Genomic DNA, 23,455 nt, shown 5'->3' with positions numbered 1-23,455 from the left:
GCCCTAAAAAAAAATCGCCAGCTACGGCGATTTTTTTTTATTGGAATTGAGAAAGACGTGAAAAGAAATTGGTAACGAAGTCTAAAAATATTTTTTCTGATGGAGCAATTTCGCGGTTTACAGGTGAAATAATACCGACTGTTCTTGGAATTGTAGGTGATTTAATCGGTACCTTTACTGTGAAGCGGGCAGCTGAATCATATAGGGAACTTTCTGGTAATAAGCTAACTCCAATGCCTGCAGCGACAAGACCTTTTAGTGCATCTAAGTCTTCACCCTCAGAGATGACGTTTGGCAAGAAGCCGGCAGCCCGGCAGGCATCCATAGCTACTTTATGTAAAATATAGCCATCTGGGAATAATACAAATAAATCATTACGTAAATCAGCAAGTTGAATACTTTCCCTTTTGGCTAATGGATGTTTTGCTGGCAGTAATGCAGCGATATTTTCAGTAAATAATATTGTTGGACGAATTGTTTCGTCCTTCGGTGGAAGAGGACCTAAAAAAGCTAAATTTAACTCGCGATTTTTGACTGCATCAATTAAAAAACGATAGGAGCCTTGACGGAGCTGGAATTGCAAATCTGGATATTCACGCTTAAAGGCAGAAATAACAGTTGGCAATACATAGCTAGCTAAGCTTGTTGGAAAACCGATTTTTATCGTACCTTTAGCAGGATCTAAATATTCTTCAACTTGCTTTGCGGCAAAATCTATAGCTTTTAAAGCAGTGATGGTGTGCTCAAGAAATGTTTTTCCAATCGGTGTTAATTTAACATTGCGTCCTACACGTTCAAAAAGTGGTGTGCCTAATTCATCTTCTAAATTAGCAATTTGTCGGCTTATTGCAGATTGAGCAACATGAAGATGTACGGCAGCTTCTGAAATGTGTTCCCGCTCAGCAACTTCAACAAAATAACGTAATTGACGTAACTCCACTAGATATTCACCTCTATTAATCGAAAAATACGATTGATTATAGCTCAATTATATACTATTGAAGATGAAAAATGATTGTAAATAAAACAGGTGTCTAAATCAATTAAGGCTAATCATCATAACGTGGGGTTGATTTCCGTTCCGGCTGGGCGCTTTCCTGGGGGCGCCCGATGAGCCGCTTCACTCGCGTTGCTCGCTGCAGGGTCTCATCTGTGACGCTGATCCCCGAGGAGTCGCCCAGCCTCCACTCCAATCCAATCAACTTATTTGCATGGCATACTTTTTAATTAACTAATGTCATCCTGAATTTTGGTAATAAGCAAAATACAATTCAAATAAAATCTTACCTACTCAATTTCTTTCCCTTATTTGATTCTATTCTAATAAAAAAGGTTATAGTATTGATATTGTTCTTTATGTATTTCTGTCACAAAACCGCTACAATTAGCGATTCCTGAGAGGTTTCCACTATGGCGCTAGATGAAATCCATTCTCAATTAGAATTATTTCATTGAAAATAAGGGGAGTCGATTCTCATTGTCAATAACGATTAGCAATAATTTGAAAATGCTTACAAACGCTTTGTTTCTAAGGATTGTTTTAGCGAGCAGTGAAAGTGATTGAAATGGTTTGCATAGAGAACGATTTTCAGTTAAGATTAGAATGATGATAATTAAGGAATGGTTCACCATTCACTGAACACACTATGGAGGTATTTTCATGTCAATTTTAGTTATTAAAGATCTTCACGTTGAAATCGACGGTAAAGAGATTTTAAAAGGCGTAAATCTTACGATCAATACAAATGAAATTCATGCAATCATGGGACCAAACGGAACTGGTAAATCAACATTAGCTTCTGCAATCATGGGTCACCCTAAATATGAAGTAACTTCTGGTACAGTAGAGCTTGATGGCGAAAATGTACTTGAAATGGAAGTGGACGAGCGTGCTCAAGCAGGTTTATTCCTAGCTATGCAATATCCTTCTGAAATCGCTGGTGTAACAAATGCTGATTTCTTACGCTCAGCTATCAATGCACGCCGTGAAGAGGGCGATGAAATTTCTCTAATGAAATTTATCCGTGAATTAGATAAAAACATGGAATTCCTTGAAATGCATGAAGACATGGCACAACGTTATTTAAATGAAGGTTTCTCTGGCGGTGAGAAAAAACGTAACGAAATTCTTCAATTAATGATGATTAAACCAACTTTCGCGATTTTAGATGAAATTGACTCTGGTCTTGATATTGATGCGCTTAAAGTTGTTTCAAAAGGAATCAATGCAATGCGTGGAGAAGGCTTCGGTTGCTTAATGATCACTCACTACCAACGTCTACTTAACTACATTACACCAGACCATGTACACGTAATGATGCAAGGCCGCGTTGTTAAATCAGGTGGCGAAGAGTTAGCACAACGTTTAGAAGCGGAAGGCTATGACTGGATTAAAAAAGAATTAGGTATCGAAGAAGAAACAGAAGAACAAGAAGCATAAGAAGGAGGACGAACTAGCATGACAGTGGAACTTAACTTGCCTGTAACAGTACAGGACGTGCGCTCGTTCTCAGAAGCAAAGGGAGAACCAGCTTGGTTTACTGAGCTTCGCGCGGCAGCACTAGACAAAGCAACTGGTTTAGATATGCCAAAACCAGACAGAACAAATATTACAAAATGGGATTTCTTAAATTTCCCAACTCATACAGTTGACAGTGAAGGATTTGCTTCACTTGATGCATTACCAGAAGAAGCAAAAGGTTTAATTGATCTTGAAGCACAAGAAAACCTTTATGTTCAACGCAATAACACACCAGCTTTCATTAAAACATCACAAGAACTAGCTGATAAAGGTGTTATTTTTACAGATATTTTAACGGCGATTCGTGAACACGGTGACCTTGTTAAAAAGTACTTTATGACAGAAGCTGTAAAAGTTGATGAGCATAAATTAACAGCGCTTCATGCGGCACTTGTTAATGGTGGGGTATTCGTATACGTACCGAAAAATGTAATTATTGAACAGCCACTTCAAGTAGTATTCTTAAACGATAACGCAGAAGCTTCATTATATAACCACGTGTTAGTTGTAGCTGAAGCAAATTCAGCTGTAACGTATGTTGAAACATATATTTCAACTGTTGAAGAAGCAAAAGGTCAAGCAAATATTATTGCAGAAGTAGTAGTTCAAGACAATGCACAAGTTACTTACGGTGCGGTTGATGTGCTTGCGAAAGGATATACTACTTATGTAAATCGTCGTGCACGCCTAGCTCGTGATGCGAAAGTAGATTGGGCTCTTGGCTTAATGAATGACTCAGATACTATTTCTGAAAACATTACACATCTAATCGGTGACGGTTCTCATGCTGATACAAAAACAGTCGTTGTTGGTCGCGGTGAACAAAAACTTAACTTCACTACTGAAGTTCGTCACTGGGGTAAGAACTCAAATGGTCATATCTTAAAGCATGGTGTAATGAAAGAAGCGGCACAATCAATCTTTAACGGTATTGGCTACATCGAAAAAGGTGCGACAAAAGCGGATGCACAACAAGAATCACGTGTGTTAATGCTTTCTGAAAAAGCTCGCGGCGATGCAAACCCAATTCTATTAATCGATGAAGACGATGTAACAGCAGGACACGCAGCATCTGTTGGCCGAGTTGATCCACTACAACTTTACTACTTAATGAGTCGTGGTATCTCGAAAGCAGAAGCAGAGCGCCTTGTTATCCACGGATTCCTTGCGCCAGTTGTTACGCAATTACCAATCGAGGGCGTTCAAAAGCAACTGACGGAGGTTATTGAAAGGAAAGTTCGCTAATGATGAATAAAGACATTAAAAGCTATTTCCCAATTTTAAATCAGGAAGTAAACGGTCATAAGCTTGTTTACCTTGATAGCGCAGCAACTTCTCAAAAACCTATTCAAGTAATTGAAGCGATGAAGCATTATTATGAATTCGATAATTCCAATGTTCACCGTGGTGTGCATACATTAGGTAATCGTGCTACTGACAAGTATGAAGGTGCACGTGAAAAGGTTCGTAATTTTATCAATGCTACTTCAACACAAGAAATTATTTTTACTCGCGGTACTACAACTGCTTTAAATACAGTAGCAGCAAGTTATGGTCGTGCTAATGTGGCTGATGGTGATGAAATTGTCATTACTCACATGGAGCACCACTCCAATATTATTCCTTGGCAACAGCTAGCAAAGGAAAAAAATGCAACACTAAAATATATTGAGCTTGAAGCAGATGGCACACTTAATCTAGAAAAGGTTCGTGCGACAATTACACCTAAAACAAAGATTGTGTCCGTGTCAATGGCGTCAAACGTCCTTGGAACGATTAACCCAATTAAAGAAATCGCTCAAATTGCGCATGCTAACGGTGCGGTAATGGTAGCGGATGCTGCACAAGCAGCACCACATATGAAAATCGATGTGCAGGATTTGGATGTAGATTTCTTAGGGTTCTCAGGTCATAAAATGTGCGGACCAACTGGAATAGGTGTACTATATGGTAAAAAAGAACACCTTGAAAAGATGGAGCCAATTGAATTTGGTGGCGAAATGATTGACTTTGTTGGACTTCACGAATCAACATGGAAAGAATTACCGTGGAAATTTGAAGGTGGAACTCCTATTATTGCAGGTGCAATAGGTTTAGGGGCTGCTATTGATTTCTTAACTGAAATTGGGCTAGATAAAATTGCGGAGCACGAGCATAAGCTTGCAGGCTACGCGATGGATCAGCTTGAAACAATTGACGGACTTAAAATTTTCGGCCCACGTGACCCGATGAAGCGTTGTGGCCTTGTAACGTTTAACCTAGACGATGTACATCCACATGATGTGGCGACAGTTCTTGATATGAGCGGTATTGCTGTTCGTGCAGGACACCATTGCGCACAACCACTAATGAAATGTCTTCAACAAGTAGCGACAGCGCGTGCAAGCTTCTACCTGTATAACACAGAAGAAGATATTGACCGCCTAGTGGCAGGGTTACGTTCTGCGAAGGAGTATTTTGGCGATGTCTTTTAATAATTTAGATCAACTATATCGTTCAGTCATTATGGATCACTATAAAAATCCTCGTAATAAAGGATCTATAGAAAACGATGCTGTAACGATTGATATGAACAATCCGACTTGTGGAGACCGTATTCACTTAACGCTAAAAGTGACTGACGGTATTGTCGAGGATGCGAAGTTTGACGGTGAAGGCTGTTCAATTTCGATGTCTTCTGCTTCCATGATGACGCAGCTCATCAAAGGTAAAAAAATTGAGGAAGCATTAGAGCTTGCTGATATTTTTTCTAAAATGATGATGGGTGAAGACTATAGCGATAAATATGACCTTGAGGATGTTGAGGCACTACAAGGTGTTTCTCAATTCCCTGCACGTATTAAATGTGCGACATTAGCTTGGAAAGCGATGGAAAAAGGTGTAAATGAATAAATAAATCTAATTTCAAGTGAAAGCATTATTTGTGTTTTCACTTGAAGTAAGGTTATTGAGCATTAAACAAAATAACAATTATTTATGAACGGAGGAGAAAAGATGGCTAAAAAAATGCCTGATATTGGCGATTACAAATACGGATTCCATGACAAGGACGTATCAATTTTCCGTTCAAAACGTGGTTTAACTGAAGAAATCGTCCGTGAAATTTCTAATATGAAACAAGAGCCAGAGTGGATGCTTGAATACCGCTTAAAAGCACTTGAAACTTTCTATACAAAACCAATGCCGCAATGGGGTGGCGACCTAGGAGATTTAGATTTTGATGAAATTACGTATTACGTAAAACCATCAGAAGCTACACAAAAATCTTGGGATGAAGTACCTGATGAAATTAAAGCTACATTTGATAAATTAGGTATTCCAGAAGCAGAGCAAAAATACCTTGCTGGTGTATCTGCTCAGTACGAATCTGAGGTTGTTTATCACAACATGAAAAAAGACCTTGAAGACCTTGGTATTGTGTTCAAAGATACGGACTCAGCTTTACGTGAAAACGAAGATATTTTCAAACAATACTGGGGCAAAGTAATCCCTTACACTGACAACAAATTCGCTGCACTAAACTCAGCTGTTTGGTCAGGTGGATCATTTATTTATGTACCACCAGGTGTAAAGGTGGAAACGCCATTACAAGCATACTTCCGTATTAACTCTGAAAACATGGGTCAATTCGAACGTACGTTAATTATTGTAGATGAAGGCGCTCACGTACACTACGTTGAAGGTTGTACAGCTCCTGTTTACACAACAAACTCTTTACACTCAGCGGTAGTAGAAATTGTTGTACGTAAAGATGCATATTGCCGTTATACAACGATTCAAAACTGGGCAAACAACGTTTACAACCTAGTAACAAAACGTACAGTTGTTGAAGAAAACGGTACGATGGAATGGATCGACGGTAACATCGGTTCTAAGTTAACAATGAAATACCCAGCTTGTATCCTTAAAGGTGAAGGCGCTCGTGGTATGACATTATCAATCGCATTAGCTGGTAAAGGGCAACACCAACACGCAGGTGCGAAAATGATTCATATGGCACCAAACACATCTTCAACAATCGTTTCTAAATCGATTGCTAAACAAGGTGGTAAGGTAACGTATATGGGTCAAGTTCGTTTCGGCCCTAAAGCAAGTGGTGCACGTGCTAACATCGAATGTGATACGTTAATCATGGACAACCAATCTACTTCAGATACAATTCCATACAACGAAATCTTAAATGATAATGTTTCTTTAGAGCATGAAGCGAAAGTTTCAAAAGTATCAGAAGAGCAATTATTCTACTTAATGTCTCGTGGTATTTCGGAAGAAGAAGCGACAGAAATGATCGTAATGGGCTTCATCGAGCCATTCACAAAAGAATTACCAATGGAATACGCAGTAGAAATGAACCGCCTAATCAAATTCGAGATGGAAGGTTCAATCGGATAATAAAGACTACCGATTTGATTCTATGTTAGAGTGAAGGAGACGAACTTTTGAAGTTCGTCTCCTTTTTTTGATCTTTAAGGTAAGTACTTCATGTTGTTTTGCTGGTTCGAAGGGTCCTGATAAAGTTGAGAAAAAACGGTTGGAAAATCATTAGGAACATTATAAGCTAGAAACGTTTCGTACATAGAAATATTGTCTAGCTCTTTCTGCCTCCTAGCCACATATGCTATTTTATTGTCTTCTAAGTTTGTTACGATTAACTGCGATTCATCATTAGATAACGGTAACCAATTACGTTCAAAAAGAGGTGATAAAGCATTTATATGCCCTAATGGATTAGTAAAAAAGTTTCCGAGAAAATTATTGAAAATTGATTGGGTTAAGTTTTTTCCGAACATTTGAGGGGATGTAAATGTAGAAGGATGTAATGTATGTTGATGATCGTAATTTTGCGTTTGCTTCTTTATAGGTGTTATATTAGGGCTTTTTTGAAAAAAAAACAAAAACCATACAGCGTGAGTTTGCTCGTCTGCTGCTGCACGTCGGAATCTTTCTTTAATCATTGGATCATTTGCTTTATCTGCTATATCTAAATAAGAATCAACCGTTTCTTGTTCGTCTTTAAAAGCATATTCGATGCCTGCCCTATAGTCATCTGGGCATTCCTCCGTTATTTGATAAGATGGCTTGCTTCCTGTTAAAGTTGTATAAATTTTGCTAAATTCCTCGAGATGACGTTTTTCGTCCTTTTGTATCTCAAGTATTCTATTCTTTTCATCCTCAGTAGGCGCCATTTTGGCTAACTTTTCATAACAAACAATAGCACTGTACTCACCATTAATTGCCTTCTGGATATCATTTATTAGTTGTGTATCATTGATTGGTTGAAGATAACCATTATACTGTGGAGCATAATGATAATAGTATTGATTTGAATGCATGATTGTCCTCCTTCCCTGTAATCATCAACATATCTTATGCTTTGTGTATCGGTAATTGTGCAAAGTCATTTATTAATCAGTTGACTTATTTTCGAGTTGTAACTATAATGGTTACAGCTGGAGGTGATGAAGATTAAAATTAGCAGTCGTTTTACAATCGCTGTTCATATTTTATCAATCATCAAACAAAATCCATCGACCATTTGCACATCGGAATTTATGGCGGAAAGCGTAAATACAAATCCGGTAGTAATTAGGAAAATAGTGTCCTATCTTAAAAAGGCAGGTATAGTGCAAGTGCGCCGGGGAACAGGTGGAGCTTCTTTGGTCAAAGATTTGGATGCAATCACTTTGCTAGAGGTTTTTCGTTCAGTAGAAGTTGTAGAAGAAGATCGGTTATTTCATCTACATGAAAATCCAAATCCTGATTGTCCTATAGGTGCCAATATACAGGCTGTGTTAGAGCTAATTTTAGTGCAAGCACAAGAAGCTATGGAACAATTATTAGCCAATATTACTATGGAACAAGTGATTACATCTTTAATCCATGAAATTCAACAATCACAATAAATGCATTATTCTCATTGAATGCATTATTTATTTGACTTAGTTGTAACCAAAATGGTTACAACAAAAAAGAGAAAAGGAGGTTTTATGGGGTGACTCTTAAAATAAAAGCATATTCGGATTTTATTTGTCCTTTCTGTTTTTTAGGGAAAGGGCCATTAGATGAGATTGCTAAAGAACAGGATATTGAAATAGAGTGGATGCCATTTGAATTAAGACCTGAACCATATCCGAAAATTGACCCTTGGAAAGAGCCTGCTAAATTAGGATCATGGGATTCCTATATTCTCCCTACAGCTAAGAAGCTAGGGATTGATATGCGATTACCGCGTGTATCTCCACATCCTTATACAAATTTAGCTTTTGAAGGATATCAATTTGCTAAGGTGCATGGAAAGGGAAATGAATTTCATCATAGAATTTTTACAGCGTTTTTCCAGGAAGAACAAAATATTGAGGATGTAGAAGTATTAACTCAATTAGCGAATGAGGTAAGTCTGCCTAAAGAAGAATTCAAAGAAGCTTTACTTTCAGGTAAATATCGTGAAGCTCATCAAGAAGCTTTAAAGCATGCTTATGAAGAGGCGAATATTACTGCCGTTCCTACATTAATTATTGGTGATGAAATGATCCAAGGATTAGCTAGTAAAGAACGACTAGCACAAGTTATCGATCAGCAATTAAAAAAATAGGTAATGTAAATAGATTTAAACAGGAGTGTATAAAATAAAGCTACTTGTAAAAATCTATGTAGATAAATCTAATTAAAATTTGGAGGAATTACAAATGTCAGTAACAACAACTAATTTAAAAGAAGCCATTATTAATCGTCGTTCAATCCGTAAGGTGAAAAAGAACACAGCAATTACAAAGGGAAAAATTGAAGAGCTATTAAAAATTAGTGTACATGCACCATCTTCATTTAATATGCAAAGTGGACGTGTAGTAGTTTTAATGGATAATGAACACGAAAAGTTTTGGGACATTGTCAAAGAAACATTACGTGCACGTGTGCCAGCAGAAAATTTTGCAGCGACTGAAGAGCGCTTACACGGCTTTAAAGATGGCGTAGGAACAATCCTGTTCTTTGAAGACCAAGCAACAGTCAAACAAATGCAAGAAAACGCACCTTCTTATAAAGAGCAATTCCCATTCTGGTCACATCAAGGAAATGCAATGTTACAATACGCAACATGGATGTCTTTAACTACAGAAGGAATTGGCGCATCTCTTCAGCACTATAATCCAATTATTGACGAGGAAGTTAAACAAACTTGGAATATTCCTGCAGAATGGAGTCTAGTAGCTCAAATGCCATTCGGTGAACCAGATGAACAACCAGGAGAAAAAACTTCTTTACCTTTTGAAGATGTAGTGAAGTTTTATTAATTAAATCAATAAATACAAATAAACCCCGTTAAGTGGACACGATTCACTTAACGGGGTTTCTAACATATTAGTTAAATGAAAACTCGTATCCTATATAGTTAAAAGCATTAGTAAACCCTATATTTTCTGCTACAGCGATGGATGGTTTGTTTGAGTCCATACAATCCCAATATGGAATCGAATCGTGTGCCAAACAATCTTTTACAAAATGGTGAGCTAACTTTTGGGCTAATTTATTTCCTTGGTGAGCTTCTAATGTTTCAATGTCAATACAGTGGACATTCTCAACGACAAAGCCTGAAAAACAAAGACTAACAATGTGATGATCGTAAACGATACAGTATCCGATCCCTTTATTCAAGAAACACTCAACTGAAGACCAAAACGATAATATTTTAGACTGTAAAAATGCGGGGTTTTTAATTGTGTTATCTTCAAACAGAGTGTTATCGACTTGTAAAACAGTATAGCCTTCTTTACTATCTGGCTCATTATTTGCTTTATAGCTTTCTTTATGAAGCTTATATACTCTTTGCTTCCAACTACCAAGTTCACGATGTTTAAATATTTTTTCAATCGTATGATTCCACTTTTGATGATTTCCAATGCCTTCGAAGTAATGCAATCCCACTTTTTTCGCTTCTGGTACAATTACCTGATCAATAAAATCATTGATTTGATTATTAAACTGTTCATTTTTTTCATTTCCTATAAAGAGAAATCCATCATTGTTCCCTAACCAAATAAGTGCTGAATGAGGCGTATCGATTTGATCCACAAATACTCGTCCAGGATTCACACCCTCTACGACTGCTTTTACTTCTAATTGACCGTGTTCATTCAGTAGCTCTTTACACTTGTGAAATTCATTTTTCTGTAGTTCAGTAATCATTTACATCATTATCCTTTCACGTAGAATTTTTTATATTTTGACTCATCCCTGAAAGTTCGGAATGATATTTAATAAAACGTATATTATGTGTAAAAGTTGATCTTCGTTACGGCTGGGCGACTCCTTGGGGATTAGCGATAGAGGAACGAAGACTAAAACCATCACATCCTGTGATAACGCCTTCGTGACCAACCTCGTGTTGGCCCGAGACCCTGGAGCGAGCAACGCGAGTGAAGCGGCTCATCGGACGCCCCCAGGAAGCTTTGCTCTGTGCGAAAGCGAAGCGTCAGCAACAAAGCGCCCAGCCGGAACGGAAATCAACCCCACGTTTTGATGATGATCCTATATTTATCATAAATGTAAATTATGGTAATATCCATATTTACCTTATTTATGAGCTATGTTTTTTTACGATACGTTCATTTTTATTTAGAAGGTGTATGCTATGATAAATGTACATGAAGGAGGGGGTCACATGATTATAGTTGGATTAACTGGTTGGGGTGATCATCCTTCACTTTATAGTGGAGTGACTGCCTCAAAGGAAAAATTATTTGATTATACAGGTCATTTTTTAACGGTGGAGGTTGATACCTCTTTTTATGCCATACCTTCTAAAGAAAATGTTCGGAAATGGTGTGAGGATACACCCGAAAATTTTCGTTTTGTTGTGAAGGCATATCAAGGAATGACTGGTCATCTACGTGGCGACATACCGTTTGAATCGAAGAATGACATGTTTAATGCATTTATCGAATGTGCCAATGAATTTAAACGTCATGGGAAGCTAGCGATGGTACTAGCACAATTCCCACCGTGGTTCGATTGTCAGACTAAAAATGTACAATATTTATTGTATATTAGGCAGCAGCTTAAAAGCTTTGATGTAGCTATTGAGTTTCGCAATCGAACATGGTATGCAGATAATGTAGTGCAGCAAACAATGGATCTTTTACGAGAGCATCAATTCATTCATACAATTTGTGATGAACCACAGGCTGGCGTAGGCTCGGTACCATTTTATCCTACGGTTACTGCGAGGAAGGCACTTGTACGTATTCATGGACGTAACATTCATGGGTGGCGCAATACTGGTAATGCCGAAAACTGGCGGAAGGTTCGCTTTTTATATGATTATAATAGTGAAGAATTGCAGCAGATTGGACAGCATATAAAACATATCCAATCAGAAGTGCAGGACCTATATGTATTATTTAATAATAACTCAGGGCTTCATGCTGCTAAAAATGCAAAAGAGTTACAAGGAATTTTAGCGATTAGTGATGTAGGATTAGCGCCTAAACAATTAAACATGTTTGAAGGGGAACTATAATGGATTTTTTTCTTTTAGTTATTATTGCATTATTATCGGGATTAATAGGCTCATTAGTAGGGCTTGGCGGAGGAGTTATCTTAGTCCCAGCAACATTATTTGTTGGAGTAAATCTAGGAATGATTCCAGATATCACTCCTCAAAAAGTGGTTGGTTTATCTGTTGTCATGATGATTTTCACTGGACTTGCCTCTACGCTAAGCTATATGAAATCTAAAACAGTAGATTATAAAAGCGGTTTGATATTTTTTATAGGGAGTATTCCGGGCACAATGCTGGGCGCATGGGTAAATAAGGGGCTAGATTTACCTTCATTTAATTTATATTTTGGTATTTTACTTATTATTTTAGCGACGATATTACTTGTACGTGATAAATTGAAACCAGTAGAATGGTTTGTAAAAAACGGTATGCAACGAGAGTTTGAAGATAAAGAAGGAAATACCTATGTATATGGGTATCCAATTTGGTTTGCCATTGTATTAACATTTGGCATTGGCTTTGCCTCTGGATTATTTGGTATCGGTGGAGGCTCGATGATCGTGCCTGCCATGATCATTTTATTTTTATTCCCACCACATGTTGCAGTGGCAACGTCGATGTTCCTAGTATTTTTATCGTCGCTTGTAAATTCAGCGAGTCATATTTATTTAGGAAATGTGCCTTGGCTCTATACGATTCCTGTTATTCCAGGAGCTTATATTGGAGCAAAGCTAGGGGCAGCATTAAATAAAAGAATTAAATCAGATACGCTTGTAGTAGCGCTTCGAGTTATTTTATTATTATTAGGAATTCGTTCTATTATCGATGGTTTGTTGTAATATTGAGGCTCCTCACCAAAACGAGAGGTTGATTTCCGTTCCGACTGGGCGCTTTGTTGTTGCTGTCGCTACGCTTTCGCACAGATAAAACATTTGTTGCTGACGCTTCGCTTTCGCACAGAGCAAAGCTTCCTGGGGGCGTCCGATGAGCCGCTTCGCTGCAGGGTCTCGGGCCAACAGATGTCTTTTGCGCGAAAGCGAAGCGGCAGCAGCACCGATGTTGGTCACGAAGGCGTTATCACAGGATGTGATGCTTTTAGCCTTCGTTCCTCTATCGCTGATCCCCAAGGAGTCGCCCAGTCTCCACTCCAATCAACTTATATACAAGATTTATCAAATGTAATCGACAACTTGGTGATGAGCCAATATTGATTGGAAGTATCTATAAATCGACTTTATACTGACAATAATGTCTGATAGCAATTCTTATACAGACATAGAAGCTATTTTAAAGAAGAGGTGGCTTAATTGCTGGAAAAAATTCATATTTTTCATACGAATGATTTGCATAGCCATTTTAAATATTGGTCACGAATGCAAAGTTATGTGAAAGAAATGCGTACTAAGCTTACAATCATGGGAGAGACAAGCTTTTTATTTGATGTCGGCGATCATTTAGATCGTTCAAATATTTATACAGACGCAACAGTTGGCAAGGGCAATGTGAAGTTATTAAATGAAGCTGGCTACGACGTAGTGACAATTGGAAATAATGAAGGTATAACATTGTCACATGAGGAGCTGTATCATTTATATGATGAAGCAGCTTTTGACGTAGTAGTTGCCAATGTAAATGCTTCACATGGAACAAATCCAGCGTGGATGAAGCCATATGTTGTATTAACAACTGCTTATGGTACAAAGGTTGCAGTTATTGCAGCAACTGCTATGTTTGAAATTTATTATAAAGAATTAAACTGGGAGATAGATGAGGCACGAAACACACTCATTCACTTAGCCTATCAGCTTCGTAAAGAAGTAGATATTATTGTTTGCTTGTCGCATTTAGGGATAACAGAGGATGAGCTTTTAGCTGAGGAATGCCCAGAAATAGATGTTATATTCGGCTCACATACACATCATATTCTCCCAAATGGAAAGCTGATTAATGGGGTTTTATTAACAGGTGGAGGGAAATTTGGTCAATATACTGGCCATCTTGTGTTAGAATATGATAAAAAAATGAGGAAAATTGTTGAAAAAAAGGATTTCTTAATTCATAATAAGGATTTGCCTACGGTTAAAAATGAACATGAAATCGTTCAGTTTTTCGAAAATGAGGGCAAACGATTACTCGATATACCAGTATTCACTACGAAAAAATCGTACAACAAAGAATGGTTCCATTATTCGCAATTATCCGATTTGTTCGCGCGGGCTATTTTAGAGAAAAGTGGAGCGGATTGTGCGTTATTTAACGCGGGCATTTTTTTAGATAGTTTACCTAAGGGAACAGTCACTGCACTAGATTTGCATAGAATTTTCCCACATCCTATAAATTTATGTACGATTGAATTATCGGTTGCTGAAATGAAAGAAATTTTCCAGCAATCTAAAAATGAAGAATGGCCTTATATTGAGCTAAAAGGGTTAGGGTTTAGAGGCGTTATCTTTGGGAAGATGTTAACTTATGGCTTTTCAATGAATGAAGATCGCCAATTACTGATCAATGGGAAGCTAGCAGATAACGATCGAATTTATAAATTAGTCACGCTTGATTTGTTTACGTTTGGTTATTTTTATCCGAGCTTTAAATATGCTAAGAAAAAATATATTCTACCAGAATTTTTACGAAATATTATGATAGATTATGGGCAAAGATTCTTTAAGCAATAGTAGATAAAACGCTTTTAGAATGGATTGGGGAAAAGGTCATGCGGTTAATTTCAATCGATGTATTAAAGGAAGGAATGGTCTTAGCAAGAACCATTTGGAATGAGGCGGGACACCCTCTTTTAAAAAAAGATGTTGTCATTAATGAGCGTATCATACAAAGACTTCAACAATTAAATACGCATTATTTATATATTGACGATAAAATTTCTGAGGGTATTGAGGTAGAGGAAACAGTCCCAACTGTTGTTCGAAATAAAACGATTTCAACCATTAAAAATTCCTTCCAATCAATCAATGGTTTAAATCCAGTCAATGCCTCTTATGTGCTTGACCAACAATCAAAGGCAATTCTCTCAATTGTAGATGAGTTACTATCGGTAGTTAGCGGCAATGATGAAATTCTAACGATACTAACAGATGCGTATTTATTTGATGAATATTTATATCAACACTCCTTTCAAGTCACTCTCTATTCGATAGCGATTGCTAAAGAGCTTGGATACTCAGCCGAGGATTTACGTTTAATTGGAATTGGCGCTTTGTTACATGACATAGGGAAACTTATGGTACCAAAAGAGATTTTGACAAAACCTGGGCGCCTAACGTGTGAGGAATTTGAAACGATGAAGCAACATACACGATATGGTTTTGATTTGTTACGTAATTTACATTCCATATCATTGATTGTTGCACATTGTGCCTTCCAACATCATGAACGGATTGATGGGAGTGGCTATCCACGGGGCTTAGTTGATTTTGAAATCCATCCGTTTGCAAAAATTATTGGTGTAGCAGACGTCTTTGATGCAGTGACTACAAGCCGTGTATATCGTGAAAAGATGCTCCCTTCTCAAGGCCTAGCAATTGTAGAAGCAGGCTCTGGAACTATATACGATGCACGTGTTGTAAATGCATTGAAAAGGTCTGTGGTTCATTATCCTAACGGTGTTATTTTAAAATTAACGGACGGCCGTCGAGGTATTGTTTCAAGACAAAATACATTGGATCCAGCATTTCCGTGGATTCGTATTTTTGAGGAGCAAAATCAAATATTAGCAGCTACATATGAAATTAATTTAGTGGACTACCCAACAGTAATCATTGAAAGTGTTGAAGCGGATTATGTTGTACCACCGAAAATCGAATAAAAATCTTCTCCTGTTCATACGTTATGGAACAGGAGGAGATTTTTTTGTTTTTCCCTCGAAAAAGGATGAAATTACGATCATATAGTCAGCATGGAAACTATAGAAAAAAGGGAAAACACTTGAATCGTTTACCCTTATTAATTGTCTTCATTATTATCGGTGTTTTATTATTTATTTACTATTTAAATGCGCAGCTTACGCCGGTCTACTTAGCTTATGCTGAAATACAAACGGGTAAGATTGCATCCTCAGTTGTGAGTAAAGCGATTGATTCTCGTACATCAAATGTTTTAGATATTAATGACATTCTTGTAGAAGTAGCCCCTAGCAGCAACTCTGGTGGCAACTCTGATTTGAAAATTAATACTGAAACGATTAATCGAGTTCGAACAGAAACGGTCAATCAAGTAAAAGTGTATTTAGAGCAGGCAGAGCAAGGGGAGTTGTCGCATTTACCAAATCTTGATAATGTAGAATATGATTATAACAAGATAAATGAAGGGAACGGGGTCGTTTTTTATGTACCTATCAGTCAGGCGGCCAATATACCTTTACTAGGGAATTTAGGCCCGAAAATTCCGATACGCTTTCATGTTATTGGCAATGTGCATAGTGAAGTTACCTCTTCATTAACTGAATATGGTATTAATAGTGCATATATGTCGGTTGGGATTCATATAGAGGTAAATGTGCAAATTATTGTCCCTTTTGCTAGTAAAACTACTACAGTTACTCAGGATATTCCGGTGGCGATGGGCTTTGTAAGAGGGCCAGTTCCAAACGTCTATTCAAATGGTAGTGAAGAGGTACCTTCAATTCAAGTACCTGTCCCTCCTAAAAAGTAGAAATGTTTAACTTCTTTCAGAAAATGTTTTCTGTAGCGAAAGCGAAGCGTCAGCTACAAATATCTTTTGTACCGAAAGCGTAGCGACCGGTACAGGTGTCCAAACGCCCACTGAAATAGAGGAACTCAGTCTAAGAACGCCACGTCCTGTGGCAACTACTGAGTGACCAACATCATGCTGTTGCTGACGCTTCGCTTTCGCACAGACAAAACCTTTTGCTGCCGCTGCGTTAGCACTACGCTTTCGCGCAAAAGACATCTGTTGGCCTAAAGCCTCCGGCGGATGTCACGGAAATCGGAAAGGAGTTCTCACATAGGATGTTAGCCTAAAATCATCGCATCCATGCGATAACAGCTAACTGACCTACATCATGTTGCTGTCGCTACGTTAGCACTGCGCTTTCGCACAAAAAACATCTGCAGGCCTAAGCACAAAGCCGATTCCGGACGCAATTATGCCGAGGCATAATTGATTGTTATAGTTGTTGGAGTTCGTTTATTATGTTACATTGACAACAGTGAAGATAGCAATATAAAATGCACATATTTGATAGGGGCGATATCCGTATGACATCTTGTAAACCTACAAGCAAAGAAAAGGAAGAATATTTAAGAAAACCCGATTGGCTAAAAATTAAACTAAACACAAATGATGAATATAAAGGGCTAAAGAAGCTCATGCGAGAAAAAAATCTGCATACTGTATGTGAGGAAGCACGCTGTCCTAATATTCATGAATGCTGGGGTGAACGACGTACAGCAACAATGATGATTCTTGGATCTGTTTGTACACGTGCTTGCCGTTTCTGTGCTGTTAAAACAGGCTTACCAAATGAATTAGACTTAGCTGAGCCAGAACGCGTAGCAGATTCTGTAGCTATTATGAACTTGAAACACGTTGTTATTACAATGGTAGCGCGTGATGATTTAAAGGATGGCGGTGCGCAAGTATTAGCTGAAACCGTGCGTGCGATTCGTCGCAAAAGTCCGTCTACATCTGTTGAAGTTTTACCGTCCGATTTAAGTGGTGTGAAAGAGAACCTTCAAATGTTAATGGATGCGAAGCCAGATATTTTAAATCATAATATTGAAACTGTGCGTCGCTTAACGCCAAGAGTACGTGCTCGTGCAAAATATGAGCGCTCATTAGAGTTTCTACGTTTGGCCAAAGAAATGCAGCCAGACATCCCTACGAAGTCATCTTTAATGATAGGCTTAGGTGAAACAGAAGAGGAAATTTTAGAAGTTATGGATGATTTACGAGCAATCAACGTAGATATTATGACAATTGGTCAATACTTACAGCCAACGAAAAAGCATTTATCGGTTAAAAAGTATTATTCACCAATAGAGTTTGGTAAACTTCGTAAAATCGCAATGGAAAAAGGATTTAAGCATTGTGAAGCAGGCCCACTTGTACGTAGTAGCTATCATGCTGATGAACAAGTTAACGAAGCAACAAAAGAACGTCAATTACAAACAGAACTGTAAAAGCAAATGTTGAAATGGAAGGTGGTGTCACTTTGATCAATATTGAAGGATATGAATACGAGCTTATTAAAGATTACCGAGAAGCTTTCGAAGAGGAAGTGTTCAAGGAACGATACTCGGATATTTTAGCCAGATATGATTATATCGTGGGCGACTGGGGCTATAATCAATTGCGCTTAAAAGGCTTTTTTGACGATAAAAATCAAAAAGCTTCTTTCGATACAAAGATTAGTACACTACAAGATTACTTATACGAGTATTGTAATTTTGGCTGTGCCTATTTCGTCTTGCGCAAATCCGGTAAATCCACTCAGCAGCCAGTAGCTGTAGTAAGTGAAGATAGTCAAGTGACAAAGCTTGTTGAGAATGAACAAATAGCCGAATAAACGTTTAAAACCTGATGCAATTTGCATCAGGTTTTTATTTTGTAGTGATAGGTTTTTAAAAAATGGTAATAATAAAAGTGAATGCAAAAAATTGCTTTATTATTGGCTTTTCACCAAAGTGGGATGACACTTGATATAACGTATCCAGATTGATATAAGTTGATTGGAGTGGAGGCTGGGCGACTCCTTGGGGATCAGCGATAGGGGAACGAAGGCTAAAACCATCACATCCTGTGATAACGCCTTCGTGACCAACATCGTGTTGGCCTGAGACCCTGGAGCGAGCTACGCGAGTGAAGCGGCTCATCGGACGCCCCCAGGAAAGCGCCCAGTCGGAACGGAAATCAACCTCACGTTATGGAGATTAGCCTGTATACTTGGCTTTTATACCGACCTACTTATTTTATATTAAAGGTGTGTGTTGTTTAGATGAAAAAAGCTGTATTTTTGGACCGTGACGGGGTCATCAATGAAGTATTAACGAACCGCGTTAAATTTGTAAATAAACCTAAGGACCTCTATTTCTTGCCACATGTTCCAAAAGCTATAAAAAAATTGAATAAATACTTTGACTATATATTTGTAGTAACTAATCAAGGTGGCGTTGGATTGGGGTATATGAAAGAAACGATGCTTCAAAAAATACATGAGCATATGGTAAAAGAATTGAAGAAGGAAGGAGCCACTATTCACGAAGTCGTCTATTGTCCCCATAAACCAAAATCGGGCTGTGCCTGCCGTAAACCCAGTAGTAAATTAATCGTGGATCTTGGTGAAAAATATAATATAGATTTGGCAAAATCCTATATGGTGGGAGATACGGATACAGATATAATAGCAGGCAAACGAGCGGGAACCAAAGGCGTATTTTTAGGTGAAAAAGATCCACTGGCAGATGCGGTTTTTCCAGATTTAATTAGTGCTGCTGATTGGATTATTAAGGATGCAACAACATAGAGCTAGTGTTAGTGAAATCAAAAGACAAAGCGTATAAATCATTTGAAAAAGGATAATTTATTTATTGGAGGTGATTAATTTGACGAAAGAAAATAAAAAAAAGTTAGATCGAGAAGAATATGGATTTGGCTTTGATATTAGTGTTGATGATTTAGCAGTAATTGGGCAAAATCAACAAGCCAAAAAGCAAAACGACAATGAAAACAAAGACAAGCCTCACAATAAGGATACTCCTGCTAAGATAAATAATGAAAAGTAGGAGCACGATACAATGCTCCTCAATAAGATTTTTACAAAAGAAATTCCGCCTTTTTGTACAGTACGTAAAGTATATCCTTATGTCTGCAGAAAAGCGGAATTTTTTTGTATTTAATTCTTAATTGCTTACATGATACACCCAATTGAAGGATGCGCCACTAGCATTTTGTGAGGAGCCTCGAAACTCTCGCGTTTTCTATAAACACTATCTAGGTTTCAGCTTGTCTCCTCACTTTAAATATAATTTCCTTTTATTAGAAGGTGGAACACCAATTTGAATGGTGTTAATTTAATAATTCACGTAAATATTCTCGTAGCTCGACTGTTTCTTCCTCTGTGCGATTATAAACGTGTTCAAGATAGCCAGGCTCTTCTACATCATCTGGACCGATTATTGCAAAGCGGCCAAATTGGATGTCCATAACAAGCACTTTCCCAAAGAAACGACTCGATTGCAAAATGGCTAAATCATAACGTAACTTATCCCCAGCAAAACTAACAAAGCGTGTTTTTGTATCTTCTACATCATCATATAAAAAAAAACGTTCCATCTTTTAATCTCCTTCCAGTCCTATAGATATGGTACTATAGAAGAGAAATGACTATCAACTTTTAAAGATTTGAATGGGGGCTTTCCTTGTGTATTTTGTAGATCGTAATAAAATCACAAAAAATTTACAGTACTTAGATGAGCTATTAGCTATTTTAGAGTCAGAAGATAGCTGGTTAGAAAACGATATTAAGAAATTAGCAATCGAGCGAATTGGTCATAATGTGATGGAGTCAATGATGGATGTTGGAAACTTAATGATTGACGGCTTCATTATGCGTGACCCAGGAAGCTATGAGGATATTATTGATATTTTAATCGATGAAAAAGTCGTATCTACTGAAATGGAAGCACCATTAAAAGCAGTAGTTGGCTTACGTAAAATGCTTGTTCGTGAATTTACAGATGTAGATGTTCAGGAAGTTGTGAATGTATTAACAGCGACTTTACCAGCATTAAAGCAATTCTCACCAGCTGTGAATAGTTACTTAACAAATGAACTTGGCCCTGTTTCAGCATTTTTACCAGAGGATCATCAATGAAAAACTACAAGGCATATTGCTTTGATTTAGATGGTACAGTGTACCGTGGGAAGGATGGCATTCCTTCTGCGATTACTTTTATACATCGGCTACAACAAGCAGGAATCGAGCCATTTTATGTAACAAACAATTCTTCTAAGACAAGAGAGCAACTGCAGGAAGCTTTAAGTGCTATAGGTGTGAATGCGCCGTTAGAACATATTTACTCTAGTGCATTAGTTACAGCGAAATATGTAGCCTTGAATTTCTCTGGCAAAAAAGTAGCCATGTTAGGTTCTGATGGTATTCGTAAAGCGTTATTTAATGAAGGCATTGAACCTACCGAGGATGAGCCAGAAGTATTTGTTATGGGGATTGATCGAAATCTAGATTATATGGCACTTGCGAAGGCGACGATTGCTGTGCAAAATGGGGCAACGTTTATAGCTACGAATCAAGATATTAAATTCCCAACAGAACATGGTTTTCTCCCAGGTAATGGGTCATTTGCCCGATTAGTAGGTGAGGTTGCAGACGTTGAGCCACTCTATATCGGTAAACCATCTCCTGCAATGCTTGAAATCATTGCGGTAGAGCATGGCTTCATGAAAGATGAAATGGTGATGATTGGCGATAATTATGACACAGATATTATGTGTGGGATTCGTTTTGGCTGTGACACAATCCATGTAAATACAGGTGTTACACCAACAAAGGTTGTACTTGAGAAGGAACAGCAACCTACCTATGTGGTAGAAGCTTTAATGTAACTTCTAAGCCTAAATATAAAAAAAGGATGCTTATGTCGATTTTTTTGGCATAACATCCTTTTTATATGTTCAAATTTAGTAGTAAGCACTTCCTCATTATATAAATGAGGGATTACGCCTACACTACCATAACGGATTTTCTTCGATAAATTGATAAATGGCTTTCGTCAACTCTTCAGGAGAATCAGCTTCTACTAACTCACCATTGACGATTGCATAAAATGATTCTGAACATTTTGTGCAGTAACTAAGGCAGCCATATTCCAAAACGTCAATGTTCGGATCGCGCTCTAGTATTTCATACGTTTTTTGAGAGCCATTTGCTAAATTACTTATACAAAATTCAACCATTGGATTCATACATGTCACCTCACCCAAAGTAATGCTACTCGCTTTTAAAACATTCGTCAATGATTTGAGTTGGCCGTGGGAAAGAAGAAATTCAGTGGTAAAGCTGGCTGCATACAAAATGATGGCACGCTACAGTTTAAACTATTTTTGCAAAAGTGATGAAAGGGAACAATATTTAAGGGGAATTTGGGCAATATCGACACATTGTCAAAGTATTAATCATTTCAAAACCGTTCGAAAAGACAAGTTGTCATTTATTTTGTGAAATCTTTCACAAAATTGCATTATGATATTGTGAAACTTCTCACAATCGGTTATACTCATTTGTGGATACTTTGTGAACAATTAATATAAGAGATATAAAAGGAGACTATTATGGGAAAATTAGTACTTTTAGGTGGCGGCTACGGCAATATGCGTGTCATGCTTCGATTATTACCAAACCTTCCATTAGACACAGAAGTTGTGATAATAGACAGAGCCCCTTTCCATAGTTTAAAAACAGAATTTTACGCTTTAGCAGCAGGGACTGCAACAGATAAAGAAATTCGTGTATGCTTCCCGGAGCATGAACGTTTGTCTGCTGTATATGGAGAAGTTGTTGAAATTAATCGTGCGGAAAAAGTAGTCATTCTAGAAGATGGACAACGTATTGAATATGATGATTTAGTAGTTGGTCTTGGCTGTGAGGATAAATATCATGGTGTGCCAGGTGCAGAGGAGCACACATATAGCATTCAGACAATGGCAAAATCACGTTCAACATTCCAAGCACTTTGTGGTTTACCAGCAGGCTCTACAGTTGGGATTGTAGGAGCGGGCTTAAGTGGTATTGAGCTTGCAAGTGAGCTACGTGAAAGCCGATCAGATTTAAAAATAAAGCTATTCGACCGTGGTCCACGTATTCTGAAGGACTTCCCAGAAAAGCTAAGTAAATATGTAAAAGACTGGTTTGTAAAACATAATGTTGAAGTTATTGCCAATTCCAATATTACAAAAATCGAACAAGGTAAAATTTACAATCACGATGAAGAAATTGTACTCGATACTGTAGTATGGACTGCTGGTGTACAGCCAGTCAAAATTGTTCGTGATTTGGAAGTTGAGAAAGATAAACAAGGTCGTCCGATTGTAACACAATATTTCAATCTACTTGATGACGAGCATGTATATATTGTAGGTGACTGTGCTGCTTCAGAATTACCTCCAACTGCGCAGTTAGCAGAGGAACAAGCAGAACAAATCGTAAAAGTACTTCGCATGCGTTGGAAAGGCGAAAACTTACCTGAGAAAATGCCTGATATCAAGTTAAAAGGTTTCATGGGAGCGCTTGGTAAAAAACAAGGCTTTGTTTATTTAGCAGATACAACAGTAACAGGACGTATCGCACGCTTAATGAAATCAGGATTATTATGGTACTACAAACGTCAAAATGATTAAATAGATGATGTTAGTTAAAAAAAGGGATTGCTTCAAAATTTAATTTT

26 protein-coding genes are annotated in these 23,455 nt (G+C 37.7%); 20 read left to right on the top strand and 6 right to left on the bottom strand.

What is annotated here, in order from left to right:
• Positions 1 to 37: 37 nt before the first annotated feature.
• The gene (locus tag ACQKN2_RS16470; protein WP_427415894.1) at positions 38 to 940 is read right to left on the bottom strand and encodes a LysR family transcriptional regulator; all 903 of its coding nucleotides are present in this window, start codon (positions 938 to 940) and stop codon (positions 38 to 40) included.
• A gap of 720 nt (positions 941 to 1,660) precedes the next feature.
• Here ACQKN2_RS16470 and sufC point away from each other — a divergent pair.
• The 5 genes from sufC (at position 1,661) to sufB (ending at position 6,913) form a co-directional block, all read left to right on the top strand.
• Complete coding sequence (gene sufC / locus ACQKN2_RS16465) at positions 1,661 to 2,440, top strand: Fe-S cluster assembly ATPase SufC (RefSeq protein WP_053484228.1); 780 nt, start codon at positions 1,661 to 1,663, stop codon at positions 2,438 to 2,440.
• Between the two features lie 18 nt (positions 2,441 to 2,458).
• Positions 2,459 to 3,766 (top strand): Fe-S cluster assembly protein SufD, encoded by a 1,308-nt coding sequence (gene sufD / locus ACQKN2_RS16460; protein WP_323648164.1) that lies wholly within the window; start codon positions 2,459 to 2,461, stop codon positions 3,764 to 3,766.
• Positions 3,766 to 4,995: a cysteine desulfurase gene (locus tag ACQKN2_RS16455; RefSeq protein WP_079561482.1), complete on the top strand. Its 1,230-nt coding sequence runs from the start codon at positions 3,766 to 3,768 to the stop codon at positions 4,993 to 4,995. The genes sufD and ACQKN2_RS16455 overlap by 1 nt, the downstream gene beginning before the upstream one ends.
• The gene (sufU, locus tag ACQKN2_RS16450) at positions 4,985 to 5,413 is read left to right on the top strand and encodes a Fe-S cluster assembly sulfur transfer protein SufU (protein WP_323648161.1); all 429 of its coding nucleotides are present in this window, start codon (positions 4,985 to 4,987) and stop codon (positions 5,411 to 5,413) included. The genes ACQKN2_RS16455 and sufU overlap by 11 nt, the downstream gene beginning before the upstream one ends.
• A gap of 102 nt (positions 5,414 to 5,515) precedes the next feature.
• The gene (gene sufB / locus ACQKN2_RS16445) at positions 5,516 to 6,913 is read left to right on the top strand and encodes a Fe-S cluster assembly protein SufB (protein WP_053593214.1); all 1,398 of its coding nucleotides are present in this window, start codon (positions 5,516 to 5,518) and stop codon (positions 6,911 to 6,913) included.
• 74 nt (positions 6,914 to 6,987) lie between these two features.
• On the opposite strand, the gene ACQKN2_RS16440 is transcribed toward sufB, so the two are convergent.
• Complete coding sequence (locus tag ACQKN2_RS16440; RefSeq protein WP_427415893.1) at positions 6,988 to 7,854, bottom strand: ferritin-like domain-containing protein; 867 nt, start codon at positions 7,852 to 7,854, stop codon at positions 6,988 to 6,990.
• A gap of 132 nt (positions 7,855 to 7,986) precedes the next feature.
• On the opposite strand from ACQKN2_RS16440, the gene ACQKN2_RS16435 reads away from it, so the two are divergent.
• The 3 genes from ACQKN2_RS16435 (at position 7,987) to ACQKN2_RS16425 (ending at position 9,810) form a co-directional block, all read left to right on the top strand.
• A complete protein-coding gene (locus ACQKN2_RS16435; protein WP_427415909.1) occupies positions 7,987 to 8,424 on the top strand; it encodes an Rrf2 family transcriptional regulator in 438 nt (145 codons plus the stop codon).
• A gap of 89 nt (positions 8,425 to 8,513) precedes the next feature.
• Positions 8,514 to 9,113 carry a DsbA family oxidoreductase gene (locus tag ACQKN2_RS16430; RefSeq protein ID WP_427415892.1) on the top strand — a complete coding sequence of 200 codons (600 nt, stop codon included), beginning with the start codon at positions 8,514 to 8,516 and terminating at the stop codon, positions 9,111 to 9,113.
• A gap of 94 nt (positions 9,114 to 9,207) precedes the next feature.
• Entirely contained in the window at positions 9,208 to 9,810 is a 603-nt protein-coding gene (locus tag ACQKN2_RS16425) for a nitroreductase family protein (RefSeq protein ID WP_323648154.1), read from the top strand.
• Between the two features lie 67 nt (positions 9,811 to 9,877).
• Here the strand turns inward: ACQKN2_RS16425 and ACQKN2_RS16420 are convergent, their stop codons facing one another.
• The gene (locus ACQKN2_RS16420) at positions 9,878 to 10,702 is read right to left on the bottom strand and encodes a GNAT family N-acetyltransferase (protein WP_427415891.1); all 825 of its coding nucleotides are present in this window, start codon (positions 10,700 to 10,702) and stop codon (positions 9,878 to 9,880) included.
• A 475-nt stretch (positions 10,703 to 11,177) separates the two neighbouring features.
• On the opposite strand from ACQKN2_RS16420, the gene ACQKN2_RS16415 reads away from it, so the two are divergent.
• From ACQKN2_RS16415 to yunB, 5 genes are all read left to right on the top strand, one after another.
• The gene (locus tag ACQKN2_RS16415; RefSeq protein WP_427415890.1) at positions 11,178 to 12,035 is read left to right on the top strand and encodes a DUF72 domain-containing protein; all 858 of its coding nucleotides are present in this window, start codon (positions 11,178 to 11,180) and stop codon (positions 12,033 to 12,035) included.
• Positions 12,035 to 12,856 (top strand): sulfite exporter TauE/SafE family protein, encoded by an 822-nt coding sequence (locus ACQKN2_RS16410; RefSeq protein WP_427415889.1) that lies wholly within the window; start codon positions 12,035 to 12,037, stop codon positions 12,854 to 12,856. The genes ACQKN2_RS16415 and ACQKN2_RS16410 overlap by 1 nt, the downstream gene beginning before the upstream one ends.
• 468 nt (positions 12,857 to 13,324) lie before the next feature.
• A complete protein-coding gene (locus ACQKN2_RS16405; RefSeq protein WP_427415888.1) occupies positions 13,325 to 14,692 on the top strand; it encodes a bifunctional metallophosphatase/5'-nucleotidase in 1,368 nt (455 codons plus the stop codon).
• Between the two features lie 38 nt (positions 14,693 to 14,730).
• The gene (locus ACQKN2_RS16400) at positions 14,731 to 15,840 is read left to right on the top strand and encodes an HD-GYP domain-containing protein (RefSeq protein ID WP_427415887.1); all 1,110 of its coding nucleotides are present in this window, start codon (positions 14,731 to 14,733) and stop codon (positions 15,838 to 15,840) included.
• 23 nt (positions 15,841 to 15,863) lie between these two features.
• Positions 15,864 to 16,685 carry a sporulation protein YunB gene (gene yunB, locus ACQKN2_RS16395; protein WP_427415886.1) on the top strand — a complete coding sequence of 274 codons (822 nt, stop codon included), beginning with the start codon at positions 15,864 to 15,866 and terminating at the stop codon, positions 16,683 to 16,685.
• Between the two features lie 6 nt (positions 16,686 to 16,691).
• Here the strand turns inward: yunB and ACQKN2_RS16390 are convergent, their stop codons facing one another.
• Positions 16,692 to 16,943, bottom strand: coding sequence for a hypothetical protein (locus ACQKN2_RS16390; RefSeq protein ID WP_427415885.1), 252 nt, complete (start codon positions 16,941 to 16,943; stop codon positions 16,692 to 16,694).
• Positions 16,944 to 17,251: 308 nt separating this feature from the next.
• Between ACQKN2_RS16390 and lipA the strand changes: the two genes are divergently transcribed.
• The 4 genes from lipA to ACQKN2_RS16370 all read left to right on the top strand — a co-directional run bounded on the left by lipA (position 17,252) and on the right by ACQKN2_RS16370 (position 19,777).
• A complete protein-coding gene (gene lipA, locus ACQKN2_RS16385) occupies positions 17,252 to 18,175 on the top strand; it encodes a lipoyl synthase (protein WP_427415884.1) in 924 nt (307 codons plus the stop codon).
• A gap of 32 nt (positions 18,176 to 18,207) precedes the next feature.
• A complete protein-coding gene (locus ACQKN2_RS16380) occupies positions 18,208 to 18,561 on the top strand; it encodes a YutD family protein (RefSeq protein ID WP_427415883.1) in 354 nt (117 codons plus the stop codon).
• A gap of 429 nt (positions 18,562 to 18,990) precedes the next feature.
• A complete protein-coding gene (locus tag ACQKN2_RS16375) occupies positions 18,991 to 19,518 on the top strand; it encodes a D-glycero-alpha-D-manno-heptose-1,7-bisphosphate 7-phosphatase (protein ID WP_427415882.1) in 528 nt (175 codons plus the stop codon).
• A 64-nt stretch (positions 19,519 to 19,582) separates the two neighbouring features.
• The gene (locus tag ACQKN2_RS16370) at positions 19,583 to 19,777 is read left to right on the top strand and encodes a hypothetical protein (RefSeq protein WP_323648138.1); all 195 of its coding nucleotides are present in this window, start codon (positions 19,583 to 19,585) and stop codon (positions 19,775 to 19,777) included.
• Positions 19,778 to 20,060: 283 nt separating this feature from the next.
• Here the strand turns inward: ACQKN2_RS16370 and ACQKN2_RS16365 are convergent, their stop codons facing one another.
• A complete protein-coding gene (locus ACQKN2_RS16365) occupies positions 20,061 to 20,327 on the bottom strand; it encodes a DUF3055 domain-containing protein (protein ID WP_427415881.1) in 267 nt (88 codons plus the stop codon).
• An 88-nt stretch (positions 20,328 to 20,415) separates the two neighbouring features.
• Here ACQKN2_RS16365 and ACQKN2_RS16360 point away from each other — a divergent pair, with 88 nt between their 5' ends.
• The gene (locus ACQKN2_RS16360; protein WP_323648136.1) at positions 20,416 to 20,868 is read left to right on the top strand and encodes a DUF86 domain-containing protein; all 453 of its coding nucleotides are present in this window, start codon (positions 20,416 to 20,418) and stop codon (positions 20,866 to 20,868) included.
• On the top strand, positions 20,865 to 21,617 hold the full coding sequence (locus ACQKN2_RS16355; protein WP_427415880.1) for a TIGR01457 family HAD-type hydrolase: 753 nt from the start codon (positions 20,865 to 20,867) through the stop codon (positions 21,615 to 21,617). Before ACQKN2_RS16360 ends, ACQKN2_RS16355 begins: the two co-directional genes overlap by 4 nt.
• A gap of 123 nt (positions 21,618 to 21,740) precedes the next feature.
• Here ACQKN2_RS16355 and ACQKN2_RS16350 read toward each other — a convergent pair whose 3' ends face one another.
• Positions 21,741 to 21,977 carry a YuzB family protein gene (locus tag ACQKN2_RS16350; RefSeq protein ID WP_285398312.1) on the bottom strand — a complete coding sequence of 79 codons (237 nt, stop codon included), beginning with the start codon at positions 21,975 to 21,977 and terminating at the stop codon, positions 21,741 to 21,743.
• A gap of 366 nt (positions 21,978 to 22,343) precedes the next feature.
• On the opposite strand from ACQKN2_RS16350, the gene ACQKN2_RS16345 reads away from it, so the two are divergent.
• Positions 22,344 to 23,408, top strand: a complete 1,065-nt coding sequence (locus ACQKN2_RS16345; RefSeq protein WP_427415879.1) for an NAD(P)/FAD-dependent oxidoreductase — start codon at positions 22,344 to 22,346, stop codon at positions 23,406 to 23,408.
• The last annotated feature ends 47 nt before the right edge of the window (positions 23,409 to 23,455 follow it).

The organism is Lysinibacillus sp. NPDC093688, assembly GCF_050280145.1.
Lineage (GTDB): Bacteria > Bacillota > Bacilli > Bacillales_A > Planococcaceae > Lysinibacillus > Lysinibacillus xylanilyticus_B.
Note: the sequence above shows the minus strand (reverse complement) of the source record. Positions and strands in the feature narration are given on the sequence as shown.